The sequence below is a fragment of the Halorubrum rutilum genome, from assembly GCF_024494565.1.
Map to the genome: position 1 here is coordinate 409,673 of NZ_JANHDN010000003.1, position 19,686 is coordinate 429,358.

General features: G+C 72.0%; 21 protein-coding genes. 12 read left to right on the forward strand and 9 right to left on the reverse strand.

Going from position 1 to position 19,686, the window contains the following annotated elements; translation table 11 throughout:
• Positions 1–35 precede the first annotated feature (35 nt).
• Together dapB and dapA are read right to left on the reverse strand one after the other, a co-directional pair.
• Entirely contained in the window at positions 36–833 is a 798-nt protein-coding gene (gene dapB / locus NO900_RS08645; RefSeq protein ID WP_256408812.1) for a 4-hydroxy-tetrahydrodipicolinate reductase, read from the reverse strand.
• Positions 830–1,843, reverse strand: a complete 1,014-nt coding sequence (gene dapA, locus NO900_RS08650) for a 4-hydroxy-tetrahydrodipicolinate synthase (protein WP_256408813.1) — start codon at positions 1,841–1,843, stop codon at positions 830–832. The genes dapB and dapA overlap by 4 nt, the downstream gene beginning before the upstream one ends.
• Positions 1,844–2,218: 375 nt before the next feature.
• On the opposite strand from dapA, the gene NO900_RS08655 reads away from it, so the two are divergent.
• The 4 genes from NO900_RS08655 (at position 2,219) to NO900_RS08670 (ending at position 5,644) form a co-directional block, all read left to right on the forward strand.
• Complete coding sequence (locus NO900_RS08655) at positions 2,219–3,115, forward strand: HD domain-containing protein (RefSeq protein ID WP_256408814.1); 897 nt, start codon at positions 2,219–2,221, stop codon at positions 3,113–3,115.
• Between the two features lie 76 nt (positions 3,116–3,191).
• Positions 3,192–3,698, forward strand: coding sequence for a PUA domain-containing protein (locus NO900_RS08660; RefSeq protein ID WP_256408815.1), 507 nt, complete (start codon positions 3,192–3,194; stop codon positions 3,696–3,698).
• Between the two features lie 63 nt (positions 3,699–3,761).
• A complete protein-coding gene (locus NO900_RS08665; protein WP_256408816.1) occupies positions 3,762–4,448 on the forward strand; it encodes a 2,5-diamino-6-(ribosylamino)-4(3H)-pyrimidinone 5'-phosphate reductase in 687 nt (228 codons plus the stop codon).
• Between the two features lie 272 nt (positions 4,449–4,720).
• Positions 4,721–5,644, forward strand: coding sequence for a coiled-coil protein (locus NO900_RS08670; protein ID WP_256408817.1), 924 nt, complete (start codon positions 4,721–4,723; stop codon positions 5,642–5,644).
• Between the two features lie 178 nt (positions 5,645–5,822).
• Here the strand turns inward: NO900_RS08670 and NO900_RS08675 are convergent, their stop codons facing one another.
• On the reverse strand, positions 5,823–7,352 hold the full coding sequence (locus NO900_RS08675; RefSeq protein ID WP_256408818.1) for a uracil-xanthine permease family protein: 1,530 nt from the start codon (positions 7,350–7,352) through the stop codon (positions 5,823–5,825).
• A 152-nt stretch (positions 7,353–7,504) separates the two neighbouring features.
• Here NO900_RS08675 and sppA point away from each other — a divergent pair, with 152 nt between their 5' ends.
• From sppA to NO900_RS08690, 3 genes are all read left to right on the forward strand, one after another.
• Positions 7,505–8,440: a signal peptide peptidase SppA gene (gene sppA / locus NO900_RS08680; RefSeq protein WP_256408819.1), complete on the forward strand. Its 936-nt coding sequence runs from the start codon at positions 7,505–7,507 to the stop codon at positions 8,438–8,440.
• An 84-nt stretch (positions 8,441–8,524) separates the two neighbouring features.
• Entirely contained in the window at positions 8,525–9,652 is a 1,128-nt protein-coding gene (locus tag NO900_RS08685; RefSeq protein WP_256408820.1) for a DUF373 family protein, read from the forward strand.
• A 115-nt stretch (positions 9,653–9,767) separates the two neighbouring features.
• Positions 9,768–10,592 (forward strand): shikimate dehydrogenase, encoded by an 825-nt coding sequence (locus NO900_RS08690; RefSeq protein ID WP_256408821.1) that lies wholly within the window; start codon positions 9,768–9,770, stop codon positions 10,590–10,592.
• A 23-nt stretch (positions 10,593–10,615) separates the two neighbouring features.
• Here NO900_RS08690 and NO900_RS08695 read toward each other — a convergent pair whose 3' ends face one another.
• Complete coding sequence (locus NO900_RS08695) at positions 10,616–11,074, reverse strand: transporter (RefSeq protein WP_256408822.1); 459 nt, start codon at positions 11,072–11,074, stop codon at positions 10,616–10,618.
• Positions 11,075–11,204: 130 nt separating this feature from the next.
• Here NO900_RS08695 and NO900_RS08700 point away from each other — a divergent pair, with 130 nt between their 5' ends.
• The 4 genes from NO900_RS08700 (at position 11,205) to NO900_RS08715 (ending at position 15,138) form a co-directional block, all read left to right on the forward strand.
• Positions 11,205–11,723: a helix-hairpin-helix domain-containing protein gene (locus NO900_RS08700; RefSeq protein WP_256408823.1), complete on the forward strand. Its 519-nt coding sequence runs from the start codon at positions 11,205–11,207 to the stop codon at positions 11,721–11,723.
• 71 nt (positions 11,724–11,794) lie between these two features.
• Positions 11,795–13,510: an anthranilate synthase component I family protein gene (locus NO900_RS08705; RefSeq protein WP_256408824.1), complete on the forward strand. Its 1,716-nt coding sequence runs from the start codon at positions 11,795–11,797 to the stop codon at positions 13,508–13,510.
• Complete coding sequence (locus NO900_RS08710; protein WP_256408825.1) at positions 13,503–14,186, forward strand: anthranilate synthase component II; 684 nt, start codon at positions 13,503–13,505, stop codon at positions 14,184–14,186. The genes NO900_RS08705 and NO900_RS08710 overlap by 8 nt, the downstream gene beginning before the upstream one ends.
• Positions 14,179–15,138 carry an aminotransferase class IV gene (locus tag NO900_RS08715; protein ID WP_256408826.1) on the forward strand — a complete coding sequence of 320 codons (960 nt, stop codon included), beginning with the start codon at positions 14,179–14,181 and terminating at the stop codon, positions 15,136–15,138. Before NO900_RS08710 ends, NO900_RS08715 begins: the two co-directional genes overlap by 8 nt.
• 455 nt (positions 15,139–15,593) lie before the next feature.
• Here the strand turns inward: NO900_RS08715 and NO900_RS08720 are convergent, their stop codons facing one another.
• The 4 genes from NO900_RS08720 to NO900_RS08735 all read right to left on the reverse strand — a co-directional run bounded on the left by NO900_RS08720 (position 15,594) and on the right by NO900_RS08735 (position 18,154).
• Positions 15,594–15,776 carry a DUF7511 domain-containing protein gene (locus tag NO900_RS08720; protein WP_256408827.1) on the reverse strand — a complete coding sequence of 61 codons (183 nt, stop codon included), beginning with the start codon at positions 15,774–15,776 and terminating at the stop codon, positions 15,594–15,596.
• Positions 15,777–15,926: 150 nt separating this feature from the next.
• Entirely contained in the window at positions 15,927–16,745 is an 819-nt protein-coding gene (hisF, locus tag NO900_RS08725) for an imidazole glycerol phosphate synthase subunit HisF (RefSeq protein WP_256408828.1), read from the reverse strand.
• 73 nt (positions 16,746–16,818) lie between these two features.
• Positions 16,819–17,820: a glycosyltransferase gene (locus NO900_RS08730; protein ID WP_256408829.1), complete on the reverse strand. Its 1,002-nt coding sequence runs from the start codon at positions 17,818–17,820 to the stop codon at positions 16,819–16,821.
• A 61-nt stretch (positions 17,821–17,881) separates the two neighbouring features.
• On the reverse strand, positions 17,882–18,154 hold the full coding sequence (locus NO900_RS08735) for a helix-turn-helix domain-containing protein (RefSeq protein WP_092562049.1): 273 nt from the start codon (positions 18,152–18,154) through the stop codon (positions 17,882–17,884).
• 318 nt (positions 18,155–18,472) lie between these two features.
• On the opposite strand from NO900_RS08735, the gene NO900_RS08740 reads away from it, so the two are divergent.
• A complete protein-coding gene (locus tag NO900_RS08740) occupies positions 18,473–19,198 on the forward strand; it encodes a class I SAM-dependent methyltransferase (RefSeq protein WP_256408830.1) in 726 nt (241 codons plus the stop codon).
• Between the two features lie 49 nt (positions 19,199–19,247).
• Here the strand turns inward: NO900_RS08740 and NO900_RS08745 are convergent, their stop codons facing one another.
• Positions 19,248–19,625, reverse strand: a complete 378-nt coding sequence (locus NO900_RS08745) for a hypothetical protein (RefSeq protein WP_256408831.1) — start codon at positions 19,623–19,625, stop codon at positions 19,248–19,250.
• Positions 19,626–19,686: the final 61 nt, after the last annotated feature.

Below are 19,686 nucleotides of genomic sequence, written 5' to 3' on the forward strand. Positions count from 1 at the left end.
CGGTATTTATGCGTCGATGTGGAGGCGCTCCGAGGTCACTCGCTCCCCGCGTCCAGCACGTCGTCGAACCCGTACCAGCCGGGGTCGCGGCCGGTGAGCCAGGCGGCGGCGTCGAGTGCGCCCTCCGCGAACACCCCGCGGTCGCCGGCGCGGTGCGTGAGTTCGAGCGTCTCGCGGTTCCCGGCCACGAGCACCTCGTGCTCGCCGGTGACGTCGCCCGCGCGACGAGCGTGGACCCCGATCTCGCCGGCCTCGCGCGGCGCGTCGCCCTCGCGGCCGTGGACGCGCCGGTCGAGGTCGCCGCGGACCGACTCCACGTCGTCGAGGATCGACTTCGCGGTGCCCGAGGGGGCGTCGCGCTTCCCGTTGTGGTGCGTCTCGGTCAGCTCCACGTCGTAGCCGGGAAGCACGGCCGCGGCCTCCCGGACCGCGCGGCGGAGCGCGGCGACGCCGCGGGCGAAGTTCGACGCCTTGAGCACCGGAACGGCGTCGCTCGCGGCCCGCAGGCTATCGAGCTGCCCGCCCGCGAACCCCGTCGTGCCGGTGACCATCGGGACGCCGGCGTCGGCGCAGGCCTCGGCGTACGCGACGGCCGAGGCCGGCCCCGTGAAGTCGACGAGAACGTCGGGGGACTCGGCCGCGAGGAGCCCTCCCAGCCGGTCGGCGTCGTCGACCTCGACGCCCGCGACGGGGTCTGTCGCGGTGCGGTTGACCGCGACGGCGACGGCGACGCCCTCGCGGTCGACCGCGGCCTCGATCACCTCGCGGCCCATCCGGCCGCCGGCGCCGGTGACGGCGAGCCGGCGGTCCGCGCCGGCGCCTCCGCCGCTCATTCCGCGTCCCCCGCGGCGGGCTCGACGGTCCTCGGATCGACCGTCTCCGGGTCGACGGTCCCGGGCGCGTTCTCGTCGTACTCGGCGAGCAGCTCGCGGAGGGCCTCGCGGCGCTCCGCGGAGAGCCGCGAGAGCGGCGAGCGCACGTGCGGACCGCCGCGCCCGCGGATGTGCATCGCCTCCTTCACCGGGATCGGGTTCGTCTCGGCGAACAGCTCGCGGACGAGCGGCGAGAGCTCGTGGTGGAGCGCGCGGGCGCGGTCGTAGTCGCCCGAGAGCGCGGCGCCGACCATCGCGCAGGACCGCTCCGGCTCGACGTTGGCGACGACGCTGATGGTGCCGGTGCCCCCGATGGAGAGGACGGGCAGGGTGAGCCCGTCGTCGCCGGAGAGCACGGAGAAGGCCTCGTCGCGGGTGCGCTCGATCACCTCGCTGATGAGGTTCAGGTCGCCCGAGGCGGCCTTGTACCCCCGGATGTTCGGGTGTTCGGCGAGCTCGACCGTGACGTCGACCGGGATCGACTGGCCGGTCCGGCTCGGGACGTTGTAGACGATCTGCGGGAGGTCGACCGCGTCCGCGATCGTCCGGTAGTGCTCCAGGAAGCCGGCGGGCTCGGGCTTGTTGTAGTACGGGGAGATGAGGAGGAGCCCGTCGGCCCCCGCGTCGGCCGCGCGCCGGGAGAGCGAGAGCGCCTCGGCGGTGTTGTTCGAGCCGGTGCCGGCGATGACCGGGATGTCGTCGAGGGCGTCCCGGACCGTCTCGATCACGTCGACGTGCTCGTCGTGGGTCATCGTCGCCGACTCGCCGGTGGAGCCGACGGGGACGACCCCGTCGACGCCCGCGCGTTCAAGGGAGCGGGCGTTGTCGGCGAGCTGCGCGTGGTCGACCTCGTCGTCGTCGGTGAACGGGGTCGTCATCGCGGGGTAGACCCCCTCGAAGGGCTCGTCGGTCGACTCTCGGTCCGTCTCGGTCTGTGCGCCGTACGGCGTCGTTGTGGTCGCGTCTGTCATGGGTGCGCTGTGGGTGTCTGCGGTCGGTCGGGAAACGAACGGTGCGCGCGGGCCGGGGGTCGTCCGGGACGGGGTCGCCACTCCCGCCGGCGGACGGCTCACGCGCGTTTCTTCGAGAAGAGCCGCGTCGCTGACGGCGTCGGCGGGCCGCGTCCGGACGCGGGCGAGTTCACACCCGTACTGTGAGCCTCCGCCGCTTATAGATTTTGTCTCGGGTCGAAACTGCCGTCGAGGGGGGACGCGGGTGGGTCTGACCGTTCGCGGTGCGGAGTCCGGACCGGCCCGACCGTTCGCGGAGCGGGACCCGGACCGCGCCGGCGGCCGCGAGCCGAGCACGCACACCTTTTACCCCGGCGGCTCGTCTGCACCGATCTCATGACCGATCCCAGCGACCCCGCGATCGACCCGGACGAGCCCGGGCCGGCGAGCGAGGGCGACGCGGCCGACCCGGAACTCGACGCCGACACAGACGCCGACCGTCACGAGTACGACCCCGAGGCCGACCACGCCTTCCCAGACGACCGCCTCAACGAGGTGCTCGACCGGATCGCCGCGGACGCGGAGATCACGGCGTGCCTGGAGGCGCAGAACGTCAACCCCGTCGACCGGAAGGGGTACAACGACCACGGCGCGAAACACGTGGAGATCGTCCGGGACCGCGCGCTCCGGCTGTACGACCTGCTGAAGGCCGGCGGGGTCGAGTTCAACGGCGCCCGCCAGCAGGGGCTCGACGAGGCGGACGAGGCGGTGATCATCGCGCTCGCGGCGACGCTCCACGACATCGGCCACGTCGTCCACCGCCACGACCACCCGTACTACTCGATCCCGCTCGCGGCCGACCTGCTCGACGACCTCCTCCCCTCCTTCTACGGCGTGGCCGAGCGGGTGCGCGTGAAGGCCGAGGTGCTCCACGCCATCCTCTGTCACCACACCGAGGAGCAGCCGCTGACGCTGGAGGCCGGCGTCGTCCGGATCGCCGACGGCCTCGACATGGAGCGCGGGCGCTCGCGGGTCCCCTACGAGGAGGGCGGCCGCGGGATCAACACCGTCTCCTCGCAGGCGATCGAGCGCGTCTCGCTGCGGGAGGGCGAGGAGACGCCCGTGCAGGTCGTGATCCGGATGAACAACGCCGCGGGCGTCTACCAGGTGGACTCGCTGCTGAAGGCGAAGATGGAGGGGTCGCTGCTGGAAGACCGGATCCAGACGATCGCGATCAACACCCACAGCGACGAGGACGGGACGACGTCAATCGTCGACCGGATCGAGCTGTAGACGTGCCCCCGCGTGCCGTACGCTCCGACCCGTCCCGTGTCGTAACGGCTTTGCGCGTGGCCGGGACAGTGCGGGTATGACCGACGCCGACGCGCTCGCGGACCTCCGGACCGGCGCCGACTACCAGTTCGGCGCCGGCGCGGGCCGCGCCCTCTTCCCCCCAGAGGAGCCGCTGACGGTCCGCCGGTCGAGCGGCGGCCGCCCGCGGCAGGTGATCGTCGGCGACGTCGACGACACGCCCGGGAGCTCCGAGGGCGACCGGCTCGTCTCGTACGGCACCGACGGGCGCTTCACGCTCGGGGTCGCCGGCGGCCGGCGGCTGCGCGAGGCGTTCGCCCCGCCGCGGCACCGGGTGGTCGTCGGCGAGGAGAGCGAGCCGTTCGTCCGCGAGGGGCGCAACGCCTTCGCGAAGTTCGTGACCGCGGCCGACGGCGGGATCCGCCCCGGCGACGAGGTGCTCGTCGTCGACGACGCGGACGCGCTGTTCGCGGTCGGACGCGCGGAGCTCTCCGGCGCGGAGGCCGAGGCGTTCGCGAGCGGCGTCGCGGTGAAGGTGCGGAACGGGGTCGGCGACGCGGAGTAGCCGGAGTCGGCGACGCGGAGGTTCGACCGAAACGACCATTCCCCGTCCCCGACACGCACGCGTATGCACGTCGTCGTCAACGCCGCCCAGAGCGTCGACGGGAAGCTCGCGACGCGGCGCCGGGAGCAGCTCCGCATCTCCGGCCCCGAGGACTTCGACCGGGTCGACCGCGTCAGGGCCGCCGCGGACGCGGTGCTCGTCGGCGTCGGGACGGTGCTCGCCGACGACCCGCACCTCACGCTCGACGAGGAGGACCGCCGCGTCCAGCGCCTGCGGAACGGCCGCCCCGGCCACCCCGCCCGCGTCGTCGTCGACTCGGAGGGACGCACGCCGACCGACGCCCGGATCCTCGACGACGCGGCGACGACGTACCTCCTCGTCTCGGCGGCGGCGACCGAGGGGCGCCGCGAGGCGCTGACCGCGGCCGGCGCGGAGGTGATCGTCGCCGGGGAGGAACGCGTCGACCTCGCGGCCGGGCTCGACGAACTGGCCGACCGCGGCGTCGACCGGCTGATGGTCGAGGGGGGCGGCGAGGTGATCTACTCCTGTTTCGCGGCGGGGATCGTCGACGAGCTCCACGTCTACGTCGGATCGATGGTGATCGGCGGCCGCGACGCGCCGACGCTCGCCGACGGCGAGGGGTTCACCGGGGGGTTCCCCGACCTGACGCTCACCGACGCGGAGCGGTTCGACGACGGGATCGTCCTCTCGTACGAGGTCGGCGGGGACGGCGGGTCGGGGGCGGCGTAGCCGCGCGGCCCGAATCGGGGCCGACGGGCCGTAGAGAACCGAGGGGTCGTGTGAACCGTAACCACGGAAATCGCGGGGTACACGCGCCGTGACACCGATACACACGAAAATCACCGAAGTATTTATGTGTCATCCGGGGGTAGTCGCAGGTACCAGAACGCCTCTGGCGCTGGTGGAACCGCACGCTGAAATGAACGGGAGTTCTTGTCGACGGCCCGACGCATCACAGCGAGCGTCTGCTATCGCCGGAGCGGTGATGGAGTGATTAAAAAATGGTAACGAAAGAAGAAGTCATCGAACAGTACGACATCGAACCGATGGACGAGGCGGACAACGTGGACCTTTCTGAAGACGACTTGGAGAACGGCTCCAAGGGACAGCTCATCAAGCGCGCCGGACAGCTGCGAGACCGGCGCAACGAGCTGAACCAGATGGCCTCCGAGCGCGCCTCCAAGCGCGACGACCTCAACGCGAAGACGCGCGAGAAGGTCGACGAGGCCCAGGAACACCGCGAGAAGCGCGACGAGCTCAACGAGCAGGTTCAAGAGCACAAGGACAAGCGCAACGAGCTCAACGCCGAGGCCAACGAGCTGTTCGACGAGGTCGAGGAGCTCAAACAGGAGATGGAGCTCGGCTCCGGCAAGTCCATCGAGGAGCTCAAAGAGGAGATCGAGGACCTGGAGTTCCGGCAGCAGACCGAAGTCCTCGACGCGGAGGACGAGCGCGAGCTCATCGAGAAGATCGACGAGAAGCGCGAGAAGCTCGCCGAGAAGAAGGAGAAGGTCGACGACACGAGCGAGCTCGACGAGCTCGTCGAGGAGGCCGAGGAGGTCCGCTCCGAGGCGTCCCAGCACCACCAGAAGGTGACGGAGCTCGCGGACAAGGCCCAGGAGCACCACAACCAGATGATAGAGGCCTACCGCGAGGCCGACGACATCCGCGACGAGGCCGACGAGATGCACGAGCTGTTCGTGGAGGCCCAGGAGGCCGCCGACCGCCACCACGAGGACTTCGTGCGCGTCCAGAAGCGCCTGCGCGAGCTCGACAAGGAGGAGGAGCGCGAGCGCAAGGACGAGCGCGCGGAGAAGCGCGAGGAGGAGAAGGAGGAGGCCGAGGAGATCTATCAGAAGTTCAAGGAGGGCGAGACGCTCGACACCGAGGACCTGATGAAGCTCCAGAAGACCGGCCTGCTGTAGCTCGGTCGAACCGACGTTTCTGCGGTTTTCCCGCGACGCGCCGAGCCCCGCCGCAACGCGCGTCGCACCTCGATACGCCGGTCACGCCTCGATACGCCGGTCACGCCTCGATACGCCGGTCGCGCCCCGCGAGCGGTCGCGTCGGCTCCCGTCCGAATCGGTCCCGCTTCGAGGCCGCTCAGTCGTTGCGGGTCGTCTGTTCCTCGGAGACGAAGCGGTCGTACGCGGACGTGAACTCCACGTCCGCCTCGGTCGCGTCCTCCCACGCGGTGAGCCCGCGCTCCGCGGCCGTCCCCGCGACCGAGTTGTCGAGCAGGAAGGCGACGAGCCCCCCGACGGCCATCCCCGTCGACCCGATGACGTAGATCGTGTTCGCGACGACGTCGGCCCCGAGGAGGGGACCGAGCAGGAAGCTCTCGGCCAGCCCCTGCTGGAGGGCGTCCGCGCTCCCGACGCTCCGCAGGTACTCCGGGACGGCCATCCCGGAGAAGAGCGCGATCCCGATGATGAAGATGTTGCGCGACGAGTCGAGGTCGACGTACTTGAGGTTCGAGAGGCCGACGCCGACGATCTGGGCGAACATGGCGACGTAGAGGCCGCCGACGATCGGGCTCGGGATGGTGGCGACGAGCTGGCCGAAGTAGCCGACGAACCCGACGAGGATCATCAGCGCCGCCCCGATCTGGACGACGTACCGCGAGGCCACGCCGGTGAGGCCGATGGCGCCGACGTTCTCGGAGTACGAGGTCGACCCGCCGGTGCCCATCACCCCGGAGAAGACGTTCATGAGCCCCTCCATGCCGATGCCGTGCGTCATCCGTTCGCTGCCGGGAGCGCCCATGCCGGAGAGGCGGGCGACGGCGTGGTAGTCGCCGATGGACTCGACGATCGAGGCGGCGACGCCCGCGAGCATGCCGATGACGAACGCCGGCGTCACGCTCGGAACGCCCCACTGGAGCGGATAGATAAGGTGGACCGGGTCGGCCGCGGCGACGCTCGCCAGGTCGACGTAGCCGGGCGTGCCAGACCCGAAGACGCCGGAGAGCGACAGGCCCGCCGCGACCGCCCACGCGACGACGATACCGAGGAGGACCGGGAACAGCTGGAAGATCTGCGACCGCCCGCCGAGGTACTGCGAGAACAGGACGATCGCGGCGAGCGTCAGTCCGAGGAGCCACCAGTTCTGCTCGGTCGCGGTGATCTCGGGCGCGTTGAACAGCGACAGGCCGATGAGGACGATGACCGGCACGATGACGACCGGCGAGAGGTGCCTTCGCAGCCGGCCGACGAGCCCGAGGTAGCCGACCGCGACCTCGGCGAGCGCGGCGACGATGATCGCGCCCTGAAGCTGGAGCAGCGCCGCCCGCCAGGCGACGATGCCCTCAGGCGGATTCGCCGTCACGACGCCGATGACCGCGAGCGCGGGCGCGAGCATCGAGAACGGCGCGCCCTGCACGATCGGGTAGCGGTTGCCGAACGTCGTCTGCGCGAGCGTCGCGATGCCGGACACGACGAAGAACGTGCCGACGAAGCGCGGGACGACCGCGTCGGGCATCCCCATCGCGCCGGCGAGGATGAGGGGCACGGCGATGTTCGCGCCCACCATCGTGAGGTAGTGTTGCGCGCCCAGCAGGAGCGACTTCCCGAGCGGGGGTCTGTCGTCGACACCGTACCGAACGAACGCCTCCTCGTCTTCGTTCCCTGCCATCCCTGTCGCGTTCATCAGCACAGGGCTACAAAAATTCGGCCTTTGCGGAGCCGTCGACGGCGGACGTCGGTCTCGCCGTTCCGGACGGGGTCCGGTTCCGGGGGGACGACGGCCGACCGTATATATAAACGGCCACGCCCCCAACCGACGGTATGGCAAGCGACGCGCGTTCCGACGGACGGGCCCTCCTCGCGGCGGCCGTGGTCGGCGCGACGGCGACGGTGGCCGGCGGGCGGATCGTGGCCCGACTCACCCGCGGGCGGTTCGGCGACGCCGACGAGTACAACGCGGCGAAGGTGACGGTCTCCGGGCCGATCACCCGCAAGAGCGGGCGGCCCTCCCCGCTGTCGGGGCCGGGCGGCACGACGGCCGACGACGTGGTCGAGCAGATCGAGGCGGCCGACGAGGACGGGGACGTCGAGGCGCTCGTCGTCGAGCTCAACACGCCCGGTGGCGAGGTGCTCCCGAGCGACGACATCCGGCGCGCCGCGGCCGACTTCGACGGGCCCACGGTCGCGTACGCCACCGACACCTGCGCCTCCGGCGGCTACTGGATCGCGAGCGGCTGCGACGAGCTGTGGGCGCGCGACGCGAGCCTCGTCGGCTCGATCGGCGTCGTCGGCTCCCGCCCGAACGCGGCCGGCCTCGCCGACAAGCTCGGCATCTCCTACGAGCAGTTCACCGCCGGCGAGTACAAGGACGCCGGCGTCCCGCTCCGCGAGATCGAGGAGGACGAGCGCGAGTACCTCCAGGGGATCATCGACGGCTACTACGAGCAGTTCGTCGAGACCGTCAGCGAGGGGCGCGACATGGACGCCGAGGCGATCCGCGAGACCGAGGCGCGGGTGTACCTCGGTACCGACGCCTTGGAGATCGGCCTCGTCGACGAGCTCGGCACCGAGGACGACGTCGAGGACCGGCTCGCGGAGCTGATCGACGCGGAGCCCGAGGTCCGCGAGTTCACGCCCGACCGGGGGCTCGCGGAGCGGCTCGGCATCGGCGCGGAGCGCGTCGCGTTCGCGGCCGGCAGCGGGGTCGCGAGCGTCTTCGCGAGCGAGGGCGGCGAGGTCGACGTCGAGCTCCGGTGAGCGGGGCGTGAGCCGGGGGAAGCCGCGAGCCGATCCCCCGGACCGACGGGGAGCTTTTTATCCGGGCGGATCGAGAGTCGAGGCGTGACGACGCTGGTCATCTGCATCGACCGGTCCGGGGCGATCGGGCGGGCCACGAACGTCCCGATGCCGGTCGCCGGCTGGGAGGCGGTCCGCTCGCTCGTCACGGACGCCGGGCTCAGCGACCCGGAGGACGCCAGCGTCAACTGTCTGCTGGAGTCGCTGCGGGTCGCCCGCGACCTCCGCGACGAGCGCGAGGAGGCGGTCGTCGCGGTCGTGTCTGCCGAGAGCGACACCGCCGTCGGCGCCGACCGCTCGATCGCCGCCCAGCTCGACGACCTCGTGGACCGGTACGACCCCCGGGCCGCGGTCGTCGTCGTCGACTCGGCGGAGGACGAGCGGGTGCTCCCGATCGTCGAGTCGCGGATCCCGGTCGACTCGGTCGACCGCGTCGTCGTCCGCCAGGCCCGCGACATCGAGTCGACGTACTACCTCCTGAAGCAGTTCCTCGCCGACGAGCAGCTCCGCTCGACGGTCCTCGTCCCGTTCGGCGTCGCTCTCCTGCTGCTGCCGGCGCTGTTCTACTGGTTCTCCGCCGCCGAGGCGGTCGCCGGCGTCGCGGGGCTGCTCGGAGCCGCGCTGCTGTACAAGGGCCTCGCGATCGACCGGTTCGTCGCGGGGATGCCGGAGCGGGTCCGGGAGGCGCTGTACGCCGGCCAGGTGTCGATCGTGACCTACGTCGTCGCCGGCGGGCTCGCCTTGGTGGGCGGGTTCTTCGGCGTGCTGGCGGCCTCGGAGCTCGGGAGCGCCCCCCGGCTCGTGGAGGCGATGGAGTTCACCTACACCGCCATCCCGTGGTTCGCGGTCGCGGGCGTCACCGCGGCCGTCGGGCGGCTGCTCGACGAGCTGATCCGCGACGAGGGGATCCGGACCCCCTACCTCAACCTCCCGTTCGTCATCGGGGCCGTCTCGCTCGTCGTCCGCGGGTTCGCGGGCTACTTCCTCGCGCAGGAGGCGGTGATCGACCCGTTCGACCCGATCGGCGTCGGCGTGACTCCCGTCCAGCGGCTCGCGGGGTTCATCGTCGCGGGGATCGTCGTCTCGCTCGTCGGCGTCAAGCTCGCGAGCGACGTGGGCACGGAGACGCTGGAGGACGTCATCGACGCGGACCGGGAGACGGACGGGAACTGAGCGACGCGGGCGCGACCGCGCTCGTCGGCGGTCTCCCCGCCCCGACCGCGCCTATTCCCGCGGTCTCCCCACCCCGACCGCGCCCCTTTTGTCGGTCGCGGCCGCGTGAGCGCCCATGGACGTGTACGGACTGATCGGGAACCCGGTCGAGCACTCGCTGTCGCCGCCGCTCCACGAGGCCGGCTACGAGGCGCTCGGGATCGACGCGCGCTACGTCACCTTCGAGCCGGACGCCGACGCGGCGGCCGCGGCGGTCGCGGGCGCCGCCGACCTCGGCGTGGCCGGGCTCAACGTCACGGTGCCGTTCAAGCGCGACATCCTCGACGCGGTCGACGCCGCGCCCCTCGCCGAGCGCATCGGGGCGGTCAACACGGTCGACTTCGGCCCGGTGCGCGACGGCGACGCCGACCGCCCCCGCGGCCACAACACCGACGCGGCGGGCGTGCAGCGCGCCTTCGCGCGCCACGACGTGGAACTGGACGGGAGGGAAGCGCTCGTCGTCGGCGCCGGCGGCGCCGGACGCGCGGCGGCGTTCGCGCTGGCCGACGCGGGCGCGAGCGTCCGCGTGGCGAACCGCACCGCCGAGCGCGCCGTCTCGCTGGCGGAGGCGGTCCCCGGCGCGACCGGCGGCGGCCTCGGCGACCTCGGCGAGCGCGTCGCCGGCGCGGACGTGCTGGTCAACGCGACGAGCGTCGGGATGGAGGCCCCCGGGGAGACGCCGGTGCCCGCGGAACACCTCCACGGCGACCTCGCGGTGCTCGACGCGGTGTACGCGCCGATCGAGACGCGGCTCCTGCGGGAGGCCGCCGAGGCGGGCGCGACGACGGTCGACGGCGCGTGGATGCTGCTGTTCCAGGGCGTCGAGGCGTTCGAGATCTGGACCGGCCGGGAGGCGCCCGTCGACGCGATGAACGCGGCGCTGCGGGCGGAGCTGGAGTAGGGTCCGGAGCGGTCCGAGAGGCGCTAGACGAGTCCGGGCGTCGCCAGCAGCCCGGCGGTGACGACGAGGGCCGCGGAGAGCCCGGCGGCGCCGTAGAGGAACGGCTTCGCGTCGCGGGCGGGCTCGCGGAGCTTGCCGGCGTCGAGCCCGTCGGCCAGCTTCCCGCTCGCGACCTCGACGAGCCCGGTGATCAGGAACCAGAGCGCGATCATCGTCAGCACGAGGTGACCGCGACCGGTCCCGGTGAGCGACTCGAACGTGTACAGCGTCCCGGCCATGTGGCCGCCGGAGGCGAGGAACGCGAGGGCGGCGATCCGGGTGATCCACCGGAGGCGGCCGACGATCGACCCGAGGGCGTCGCCGTCGACGTCGCCGCGCAGCGCCGGCGGGAGCACCGCGAGGGCGACGAACAGGACGCTGCCGGTCCAGAGGACCGCGAAGCCGACGTGGACCGACCACATGACCGGGTTAACGAGATTCATACCCGTCGGATGGACCGACGTTACTTATAAACCGGCGAGACGGGCGCCCGGCGGAGCTCGGCGACCCACCGAACTCGGGGGCGGTCGGCGGCGAGGGTTTTTAAATATCCCACGGGCGTATGCCCCGTCGATGGCCCTACTGCAGAAGATCAAGGAGAAGCTCGGGTTCGGGACCGGTCGCGCCGAGCGCGACGAGACGGAGGCGGAAGTGACCGTCGAGAGCGACCCGACGGCCGAGGCGGACGCCGAGAGCGACCCCGGGGACGCGGAGTCCGCCGCCGCCGGGACCGAGGCGGCGGCCTCCACGGAGTCACTGGTCGACGGGGAGCCGGACGCGGGAGACGGCGAGAGCGAAGGCGGCGACGCGGACGGAGGCGACGCGGACAGCGCCGGGACCGACGACACCGCCGCCGAGCAGGCCGAGGCCGCCGACGCCGGGGCGGACGACGTCGCCGTCGACGCCGACGACGTCGGCACCGACGTCGAGGAGATCAAGGGGATCGGTCCGGCCTACGCCGAGCGGCTCGCCGAGATCGGGATCGACAGCGTCGAGGACCTCGCGGCCGCCGACCCGGAGGCGGTCGCCGAGGGCACGAGCGTCGGCGAGAGCCGCGCCGCGACGTGGATCGAGCGCGCGAGCGAGTTCTGAGGCCGACGGTCCCGACCGCCTCCGAGACCCCCGACCGCAACTGTTTCGTCGCGCCCGCCGAACCGACCCACATGCAGCGATCGGTACACACCGACCGGGACCGCTTCCGCGAGGTCGCCGCCGCGGCGCCCGCGGGGGCCCGGGTCCCGGTCGAGCGCCGGGTCGCCGTCGACGATCCCTTCGCGGCCTACCGCCGGGCCCGCGACGGTCCCGGCGGCTTCTGTTACGAGACCACCGGCGGGCAGGCCGGGTGGGGCTACTTCGGGGTCGACCCAATCGAGCGGCTGACCGCCTCGGGCGACGCGGCCGTCGCCGGGGCCGCCGAGGGGTCCGCGGGCGACTACCGGCGCCCGAGCCCGACGCTCGCGGCGCTCCAGGGGCTCCTCGACGGGGAGGCCCTCGCGCGCGGCGACTGCGAGGTCCCGTACCCCTGCGGCGCGTTCGGCTGGCTCTCCTACGACGTCGCCCGCGAGCTGGAGTCGCTCCCGGCGCCCGCGCCGGCGGGGCCGGGCGCGGTCGACGACCGGGGCCTCCCTCGGCTTCAGGTCGGCGTCTTCGACCGGGTCGCGGCGTGGGAGCGTCCGGTCGCCGATAATACCGAAGGGGGCACCGACGACCCCCCCGTCACGCTCCGCGTGACCGCCTGCCCCCGGGTTCCCGAGGGGCTCGGCGACTCGGACGCCGACCGCGACGCCCTCGACGCGCTGTTCGACGCGGGGGCGGCGCGGGCCGGCGACCTGATCAACCGGATCGAGACCGGGGACCCGGGCGTCGGCCCCGCCCCCGACCCCGACGCCGCGACGGCGACCTTCGAGAGCGACGTCGGCCGCGAGGGGTACGCCGAGGCGGTCCGCCGGGTGAAGGCGTACGTCCGCGACGGCGACACCTTCCAGGCGAACGTGTCGCAGCGCCTCCGGGCCCCGGCCGCGGTCCACCCGGTGGAGGCGTACGACGCGCTCCGGGCGGTGAACCCGGCGCCGTACTCCGGCCTGATCGAGTTCTCGCGGGAGGGGGAACCGGACGGGAGCAAGGGGGAACCGGACGGGAGCGAGGGCGGCGACGCCCCCGTCGGCGTCGACCTCGTGAGCGCGAGCCCGGAGCTCCTGTTGGAGCGCATTCCGACCGACGACTCCGAGCGCGGCGCTCGCCTCGTGACGGAGCCTATCGCCGGGACGCGACCGCGCGGGGCGACCCCCGACGAGGACGCGGCGCTGGAGGCCGAGCTGACCGGCGACGCGAAGGAGCGCGCGGAGCACGCGATGCTCGTCGACCTAGAGCGCAACGACCTCGGGAAGGTCTCGCGGTTCGGCACGGTCGACGTCGCGGAGTACCGCCGCGTCGACCGGTACAGCGAGGTGATGCACCTCGTGAGCCTGATCGAGGGCGAGGCGCGCCCGGACGTGGGGGTCGCCGACGCGGTCGCGGCGTGTTTCCCCGGCGGGACGATCACGGGCGCGCCCAAGCCGCGGACGATGGAGATCATCGACGAGCTGGAGGCGACGCGTCGGGGGCCGTACACCGGCTCGATGCTCGCCGCGGGGTTCGACGGCCGCGCGACGCTGAACATCGTCATCCGCACCTTGGTCCGGCACGCCGCGGAGTACCACCTGCGCGTCGGCGCCGGGATCGTCCACGACTCCGAACCCGACGCGGAGTACGAGGAGACGCTCGCGAAGGCGCGCGCGCTCGTGACCGCCATCGACGAGGCGCTCGCGGCGGGCGGGATTGCCGTCGGCGGGCCCGGGGCCGCGAGCGACCCGGAGGAGCCGGAGGCGAGCGATGACTGACGCGGCGGCCCCGGAGGGGAGGCGCGCCGACGGCGCCGGGGCGGACGCGGCCGGCGACGCCGCGGCCGGCTGGCGGGCCGGCGCCGGCGACGCCGAGGCCCGGGTGCTCGTCGTCGACAACTACGACTCGTTCGCGTACAACCTCGTCCAGTACGTGGGCGAGGTCGCCGGCGCGGTCGCGGTGCGGCGGAACGACGCGGTCGACCTCGACGGGATCCGCGCGCTCGACCCCGACGGCGTCGTCGTCTCGCCGGGGCCGGGCACCCCGGCCGAGGCGGGCGTCTCCACGGCCGTCTTCGACCTCGATCTCCCGGTGCTCGGCGTCTGTCTCGGCCACCAGGCGCTGTGTGCGAACCGCGGGAGCCGGGTCGGTCACGCCCCGGAGGTCGTCCACGGGAAGCCGTCGGCGATCACCCACGACGGGTCGGGCGTGTTCGCCGGGCTCCCCGACCGGCTCCGCGTCGGGCGGTACCACTCGCTGTGCGTCGAGCGCGACGACCTCCCCGACGAGCTCGTCGAGACGGCCCGCACGGACGAGGAGCGCGAGGTCGTGATGGGCGTGCGTCACCGCGAGCGACCCCATATCGGCGTGCAGTTCCACCCCGAGAGCATCCTCACGCCGCGGGGGAAGGCGATGGTGGCGAACTTCGCGGAGGTGTGCGAGGCGCATGAGTGAGGGATCGAGCGAGGGCGGCGCGGGCGACGAACCGCCCGGGAGCGACGCGGGCGAGGAGCTCCGGTACCACGTCGACGGCGAGCTCGCGCCCGCGAGCGAGGCGACCGTCTCGGTCGAGGACCGCGGGTTCGCCTACGGCGACGCCGCCTTCGAGACGATGCGCGCGTACGGCGGCGACGTCTTCCGATGGGACGCCCACGCCGCGCGGCTCGCCGACACCTGCGACGCCCTCGGGCTCGACCACGGTCTCGCCGACGCCGACCTGAGGGCCCGGGTCGACGAGACGCTCGCCGCGAACGGCCTCGCGGACGCCTACCTGAAACTCTCGGTCACCCGCGGGGTCCAGCCCGGCACGCTCGACCCGACGCCCGAGGTGGACCCGACCGTCGTCGTGATCGCGAAGCCGCTCCCCCGCGGCGGCGTCGACTCGGAGCCGGTCCACGGCGGGCCGGCCGCGCTCCAGACGACGAAGACCCGCAAGCCGTCCCCGCGGGCGCTCCCGGCCGGCGCGAAGACGCACAACTACCTCAACGGGATCTTGGCCCGGCTGGAGCTCCGGGTGACCGGCGCCGACGAGGCGCTCATGCTCGACCCCGACGGCAACGTCGCCGAGGGGGCGACCGCGAACCTCTTCTTCGCCGACGGTGCGGCCCTCAAGACGCCCTCCCTCGACGGTCCGATCCTCCCCGGCGTCACCCGGCGCACCGTGATCGAGATCGCCGAGGAAGAGGGGATCCCGGTGGAGGAGGGGACGTACGCGCCCGACGCGGTCCGCGGGGCCGACGAGGTCTTCCTCACCAACTCGACGTGGGAGATCCGCCCGGTCGAGACGGTCGACGGCCTCGCGGTCGACGGGGAGGGGGACGGCGTCGAAGGCCCCCTGACCACCCTGCTCTCGCGGCTGTTCGACCGACGGATAGAGGAGCGGTACTACGACGGCGAGCGGCTGTGAGTCGACGAGGGTTATTTATAAATGAACGTGCGGTGGCGCGTGCCTGCGAGGCCGCCCCGCGGCCGAGCAGCACCGCGCGAGGGAGTCGGTGGTCCGGAGCGAAGCGGAGGACCACCGACGAGGCTGGGGAGGCGTGAGGTGCGGTGCGGTCGCGGTCGGGTGGGACTCAAAGGGGCAGTCGCGAGGACGGCGCAGGCGACGCAAGCACCGTAAGGAGCGAACGAAGTGAGCGACTGAGGAGCGCAGCGAGCGTGCGCCGTCCTCGCGGCTGGGGCTTTGGAGGTGTTCACCAATGATCCGGGATCAACTGCCTATAGGCGAACGGCTGGGGCTTTGGAGGTGTTAACCGCCGTTCTTCAGTCAATCACTTATAAACGAGCGACTGAGATCGTGGCCGCCCTCACCGACTCGCCGATACCGACCCAACCGATCAAAAATCGAACGGAAACGACGTACTACCGCCACTCGTCGCGCGTCACGCAGTCCGCCTCTCGGACCGTGATCCAGCGCGTCGTCCGCTCGTCGGGATCGCGGTCCCGCTCGAAGAACGTCACCTCACCCTCACCCGAGCCGCCGTCGGTCCGCTTACAGACGAGCTCCGGGCGCTCGGCACGGACGCGCGTCGGTGACGTGGACATACGTCGCGATTCGTTTCCGATCGAATAATAAGTATTGGTTTTCGGTCGCGATCGGCGGAACAACCGTCATCGATACCGGAAATTAACCGATCCCCGAGTGAATCCACGGACCCGACTCGGGCCCCTATGACAAAAGCGGCACGGCCGGGCTCACAGCCGGACGGGAACGCCGCGCTCGTCGAGGTACGCCTTCGTCTCCTCGATGGAGTAGTCGCCGAAGTGGAAGATCGAGGCGGCGAGCCCCGCGTCGGCGTTCGCCTCGGTGAACACCTCGTACATGTCCTCGGGCGCGCCGCAGCCGGAGGAGGCGATGACGGGCGTCGAGACGGCGTCGCACACCGCCGTCATCAGCGGAATGTCGTAGCCGTCCTTCGTCCCGTCCTTGTCGATGGAGTTGACGAACAGCTCGCCCGCGCCGCGCGCCTCGGCCTCCTGCGCCCACGAGACGGCGTCGATCCCGGTACCCTCGCGGCCGCCCTTCTTCGTGCACTCGAACCACACCGTCTCGCCGTCCTCGTCCTCGTAGAAGTGGTCGCCCGCGTCGTCGTACCGGCGGCGCGCGTCGACCGAGATGACGATGCACTGGCTGCCGAACGCCGCGGCGCCCTCCTCGATGAGCTCGGGGCGTTCGAGGGCGCCGGTCGTGATCGACACCTTGTCCGCGCCGGCGCGGAGCGTCTCCTTGATGTCGGCCTTTGTGCGGATGCCGCCGCCGACGGTGAGGGGGATGAAACACTCGTCGGCGACCGCGTTGACGACGTCGAGCATCGTCTCGCGGCCCTCCGCGCTCGCGGTGATGTCGAGGAAGACGAACTCGTCTGCGCCGGCGGCGTTGTACTTCTTCGCCAGCTCGACGGGATCGCCGGTGTACTCCAGGTTCTCGAAGTTGACGCCCGTGTACACCGCCGCGTCCCCGTCGTCGTCGAGGTCGACGTCGATACAGGGGATGATCCGCTTCGTGAGTCCCATTCGTTACCGGCCGTAGGCGACCCCGGTGGTTAAAGGACGCGGGGACGGGCGGACGGCCCGGGCCGCCCGCCCGTCACTCCTCCCGCTCCCGTCGGTCGTACTTCGCGACGGCGCGGTCGGCGCGCTTCGAGAGCCCGTTCGGGTTCCGGGCCGGGCTCCGGTCGCGGCCGCGGGCGACGAGGCCGTCCGAGCTCCCGCCGGCGAGCCCGACGAGCACGTCGCGGCCGGTCGCGACCCACCGCGAGGGCGTCGACTCGCCGCGGACCACGTCGGCGGCCGCACCGAGCGCGTCCGTCGCGGCGTGCGAGCCGACCCGCGCCGCCACCGTCGGCCGGACCCCGTAGTTCTTCAGCAGTCGGTACGCGAGCGCCCGGTACTTCCAGCCCCACTCGCGGGCGCTGCGCCCGCCGTCGGCGGCGGCCGGGGTCGGCAGCTCCTTTGTCGCGGCGAGGTCGTCGCGCCACGCGACCTCGCGGTCCATCCGCGCGAGCCGGTGGGCCGCGTCGCGCGCGCCGCCGGTCCGGAGGTACTCGTCGAAGCCGTCGAGGTCCCGGAGCGTCTCCCGCCTGAAGGCGACGTTCCCGCCCGCGAAGTAGGTGACGTCGCGGCCCGCGATCGTTCGGCGTTCGGGGCCCGAGTCGCCCTCGGCGGCGTCGCCCTCGGCGGCGTCGCCCTCGGCGGCGGCGTCGACCGCCTCACCGTCGGCGGCGTCCCCGGCCGCGCGGGACGGTTCGATCGGCGTCACCGGTCCCGTCACCGCGTCGGCGGCGGCGAGCCCGGACCGGACCGCGTCGAGCCACCCCTCGCCGATCCGGTTGTCGTAGTCGACCAGGGCGACCGCGTCGCCGGTCGCGACCTCGATGCCGGCGTTGCGGGCGACGTTGACCGTGCGGTCCGAGACCTCCACGAGCACGTCGACGTCGTCGCGGTCGCGCACCATCCCGGTCGTCCCGTCCGCGGAGGGGCCGTTGGCGACGATCACCTCAGACTCGGGGGCGTGCGTCGCCAGCGCGTCGAGACAGGCGGCCAGCCGGTCCCGCCCGTTGAGGGTCGGTACGACGACCGAGAGCTCCATACGTCCGGGTATCGGGGCGAGGGATTAAAAAGGGCTCCGTGCGGTTCGGTCGGCGTTCCGGTTACGTCGTCAGGTAGTAGACCTGCTTGCGGGCGTCCTTGAAGCTGTAGCGGGAGTCGACGAGCCCCTCCTCCTCCAGGCGGTTGAGCGCGTAGCGGACGGTGCGGTCGGGGAGGAGCGACTCCTCGGCGAGGCCGCCCTGCGAGAGGGGCGAGTCGCCCTCCAGTACCTTGGCGACGAGCTTGGCGCTCGGGGGGAGTTCGCGCAAGCGGTCGCGGTACTCGCTCTCAGAGAGGCGGTCCTGGTCGGCGGTCTCCGCTGGACTGGTACTCATAACGCGGTGAACTATTCGCTTATTGGTAAAGGTTAGCTACATATTGGGGAATCCGATTGGGATAATATAATGTGTTAATATCACGTCTCGGTCCGGGCGCTTCGTTCCGGTCCGGGCGTCTGGTTCCGCTCAGAACGCCTCGTCTCGATCGGTCGGCAAAGCGTCGACCGAGACCGGCCCGTCCGGAATCGACCCGATAAGGGGGCGACGACCCGGTCGAGTCGCGGGAGGGGGACGCGGCCGCGACCCTCGGATCGCGTCCCCGTCCCCGACCGCATCCAGTACGGTTTTGTCGGTCGGGCGTGCAGTACGGACAACGTGAAGGGACAGGACTGGTACCAGGCCGACGAGGTCGCGGAGGAGTACGAGGACGTCCGATTCTCGGGCGGCGGAGAGCTCATCGATCGGCGCGAGAAGGAGGCGGTCCTCTCGGCGCTCGGGCCGATCGAGGAGGGACACCGCGTGCTGGAAGTCGCCTGCGGCACCGGTCGGTTCACCACCATGTTGGCGGACCAGGGCGCCGACATCGTCGGGCTCGACATCTCCCGGGAGATGCTCGAACAGGGCCGCGAGAAGGCGGCCGAGGCGGGGCTGTCCGACACCGTCGAGTTCGTGCGCGGCGACGCCTCCCGGCTCCCGTTCCCGGACGACCACTTCGACACGGTGGTCGCGATGCGCTTCTTCCACCTGATGGACGACCCGGTCCCGTTCGCCCGCGAGCTGCGCCGCGTCAGCGCGAACCGGGTGTTCTTCGACACGTTCAACAGCCGCAGCCTCCGGACGCTGTACACCTGGCTGCTCCCGATGGGCTCCCGGCTCTACTCCGAGCGGCAGGTCGTCGACATGCTGCGCGCGGCGGACCTCACCCTCGCCGGCGAGGAGCACGACTTCGTCCTGCCGTACGGCTTCTACCGCGAGCTCCCCGGTCCCGTCGCGAAGCCCTTCCGCGTCCTCGACGAGCTCGTCGGCGACACGGTTCCGGGCGACTACGTCGCCTCCGTCTCCTACTGGGACGCCCGCGTCCCGGCCGACGGCGACGACTGAGCGACCGCCGGCGCCTCGGGCACCTCCGATTCGGACGCGCCCGCGCGCCTCAGTACGTGTGGACGACCTCGCCGCACCGCAGGCACTCGATCGTGTCGCTCCGGAACAGCCGCTCCTTCTTCTCCGTCGGGCCGTTACACTCCGGACAGACGCCGAGGTTCCGCCCGTCGGCGACGCGGGCCGAGAGGTCGAGGAACCGGCCCTCCAGCTTCTCGATCTGTTCGGACTGCTCCTCGACCACGGACTCCAGCTCCTCGATGGTCTCCTCGCGCTCCTCCAGCGCCGACGAGAGCTCCTCCACGCGGTCCTCGTACGCGTCGAGCGCCTCCATGTCGAGCGCCGTCGCCTCCGTCTCGGTCTCGCGCTCCGTCGTTTCCTCGGTCTCGTCCGTCGTTTCGGTCTCCGTCTCGGTCTCTTCGTTCGCCATACGGGCACTACGAACGCCAGGATGGTTTAGTTTCGGGTCACCAGTAAGGCACCGACCCCCC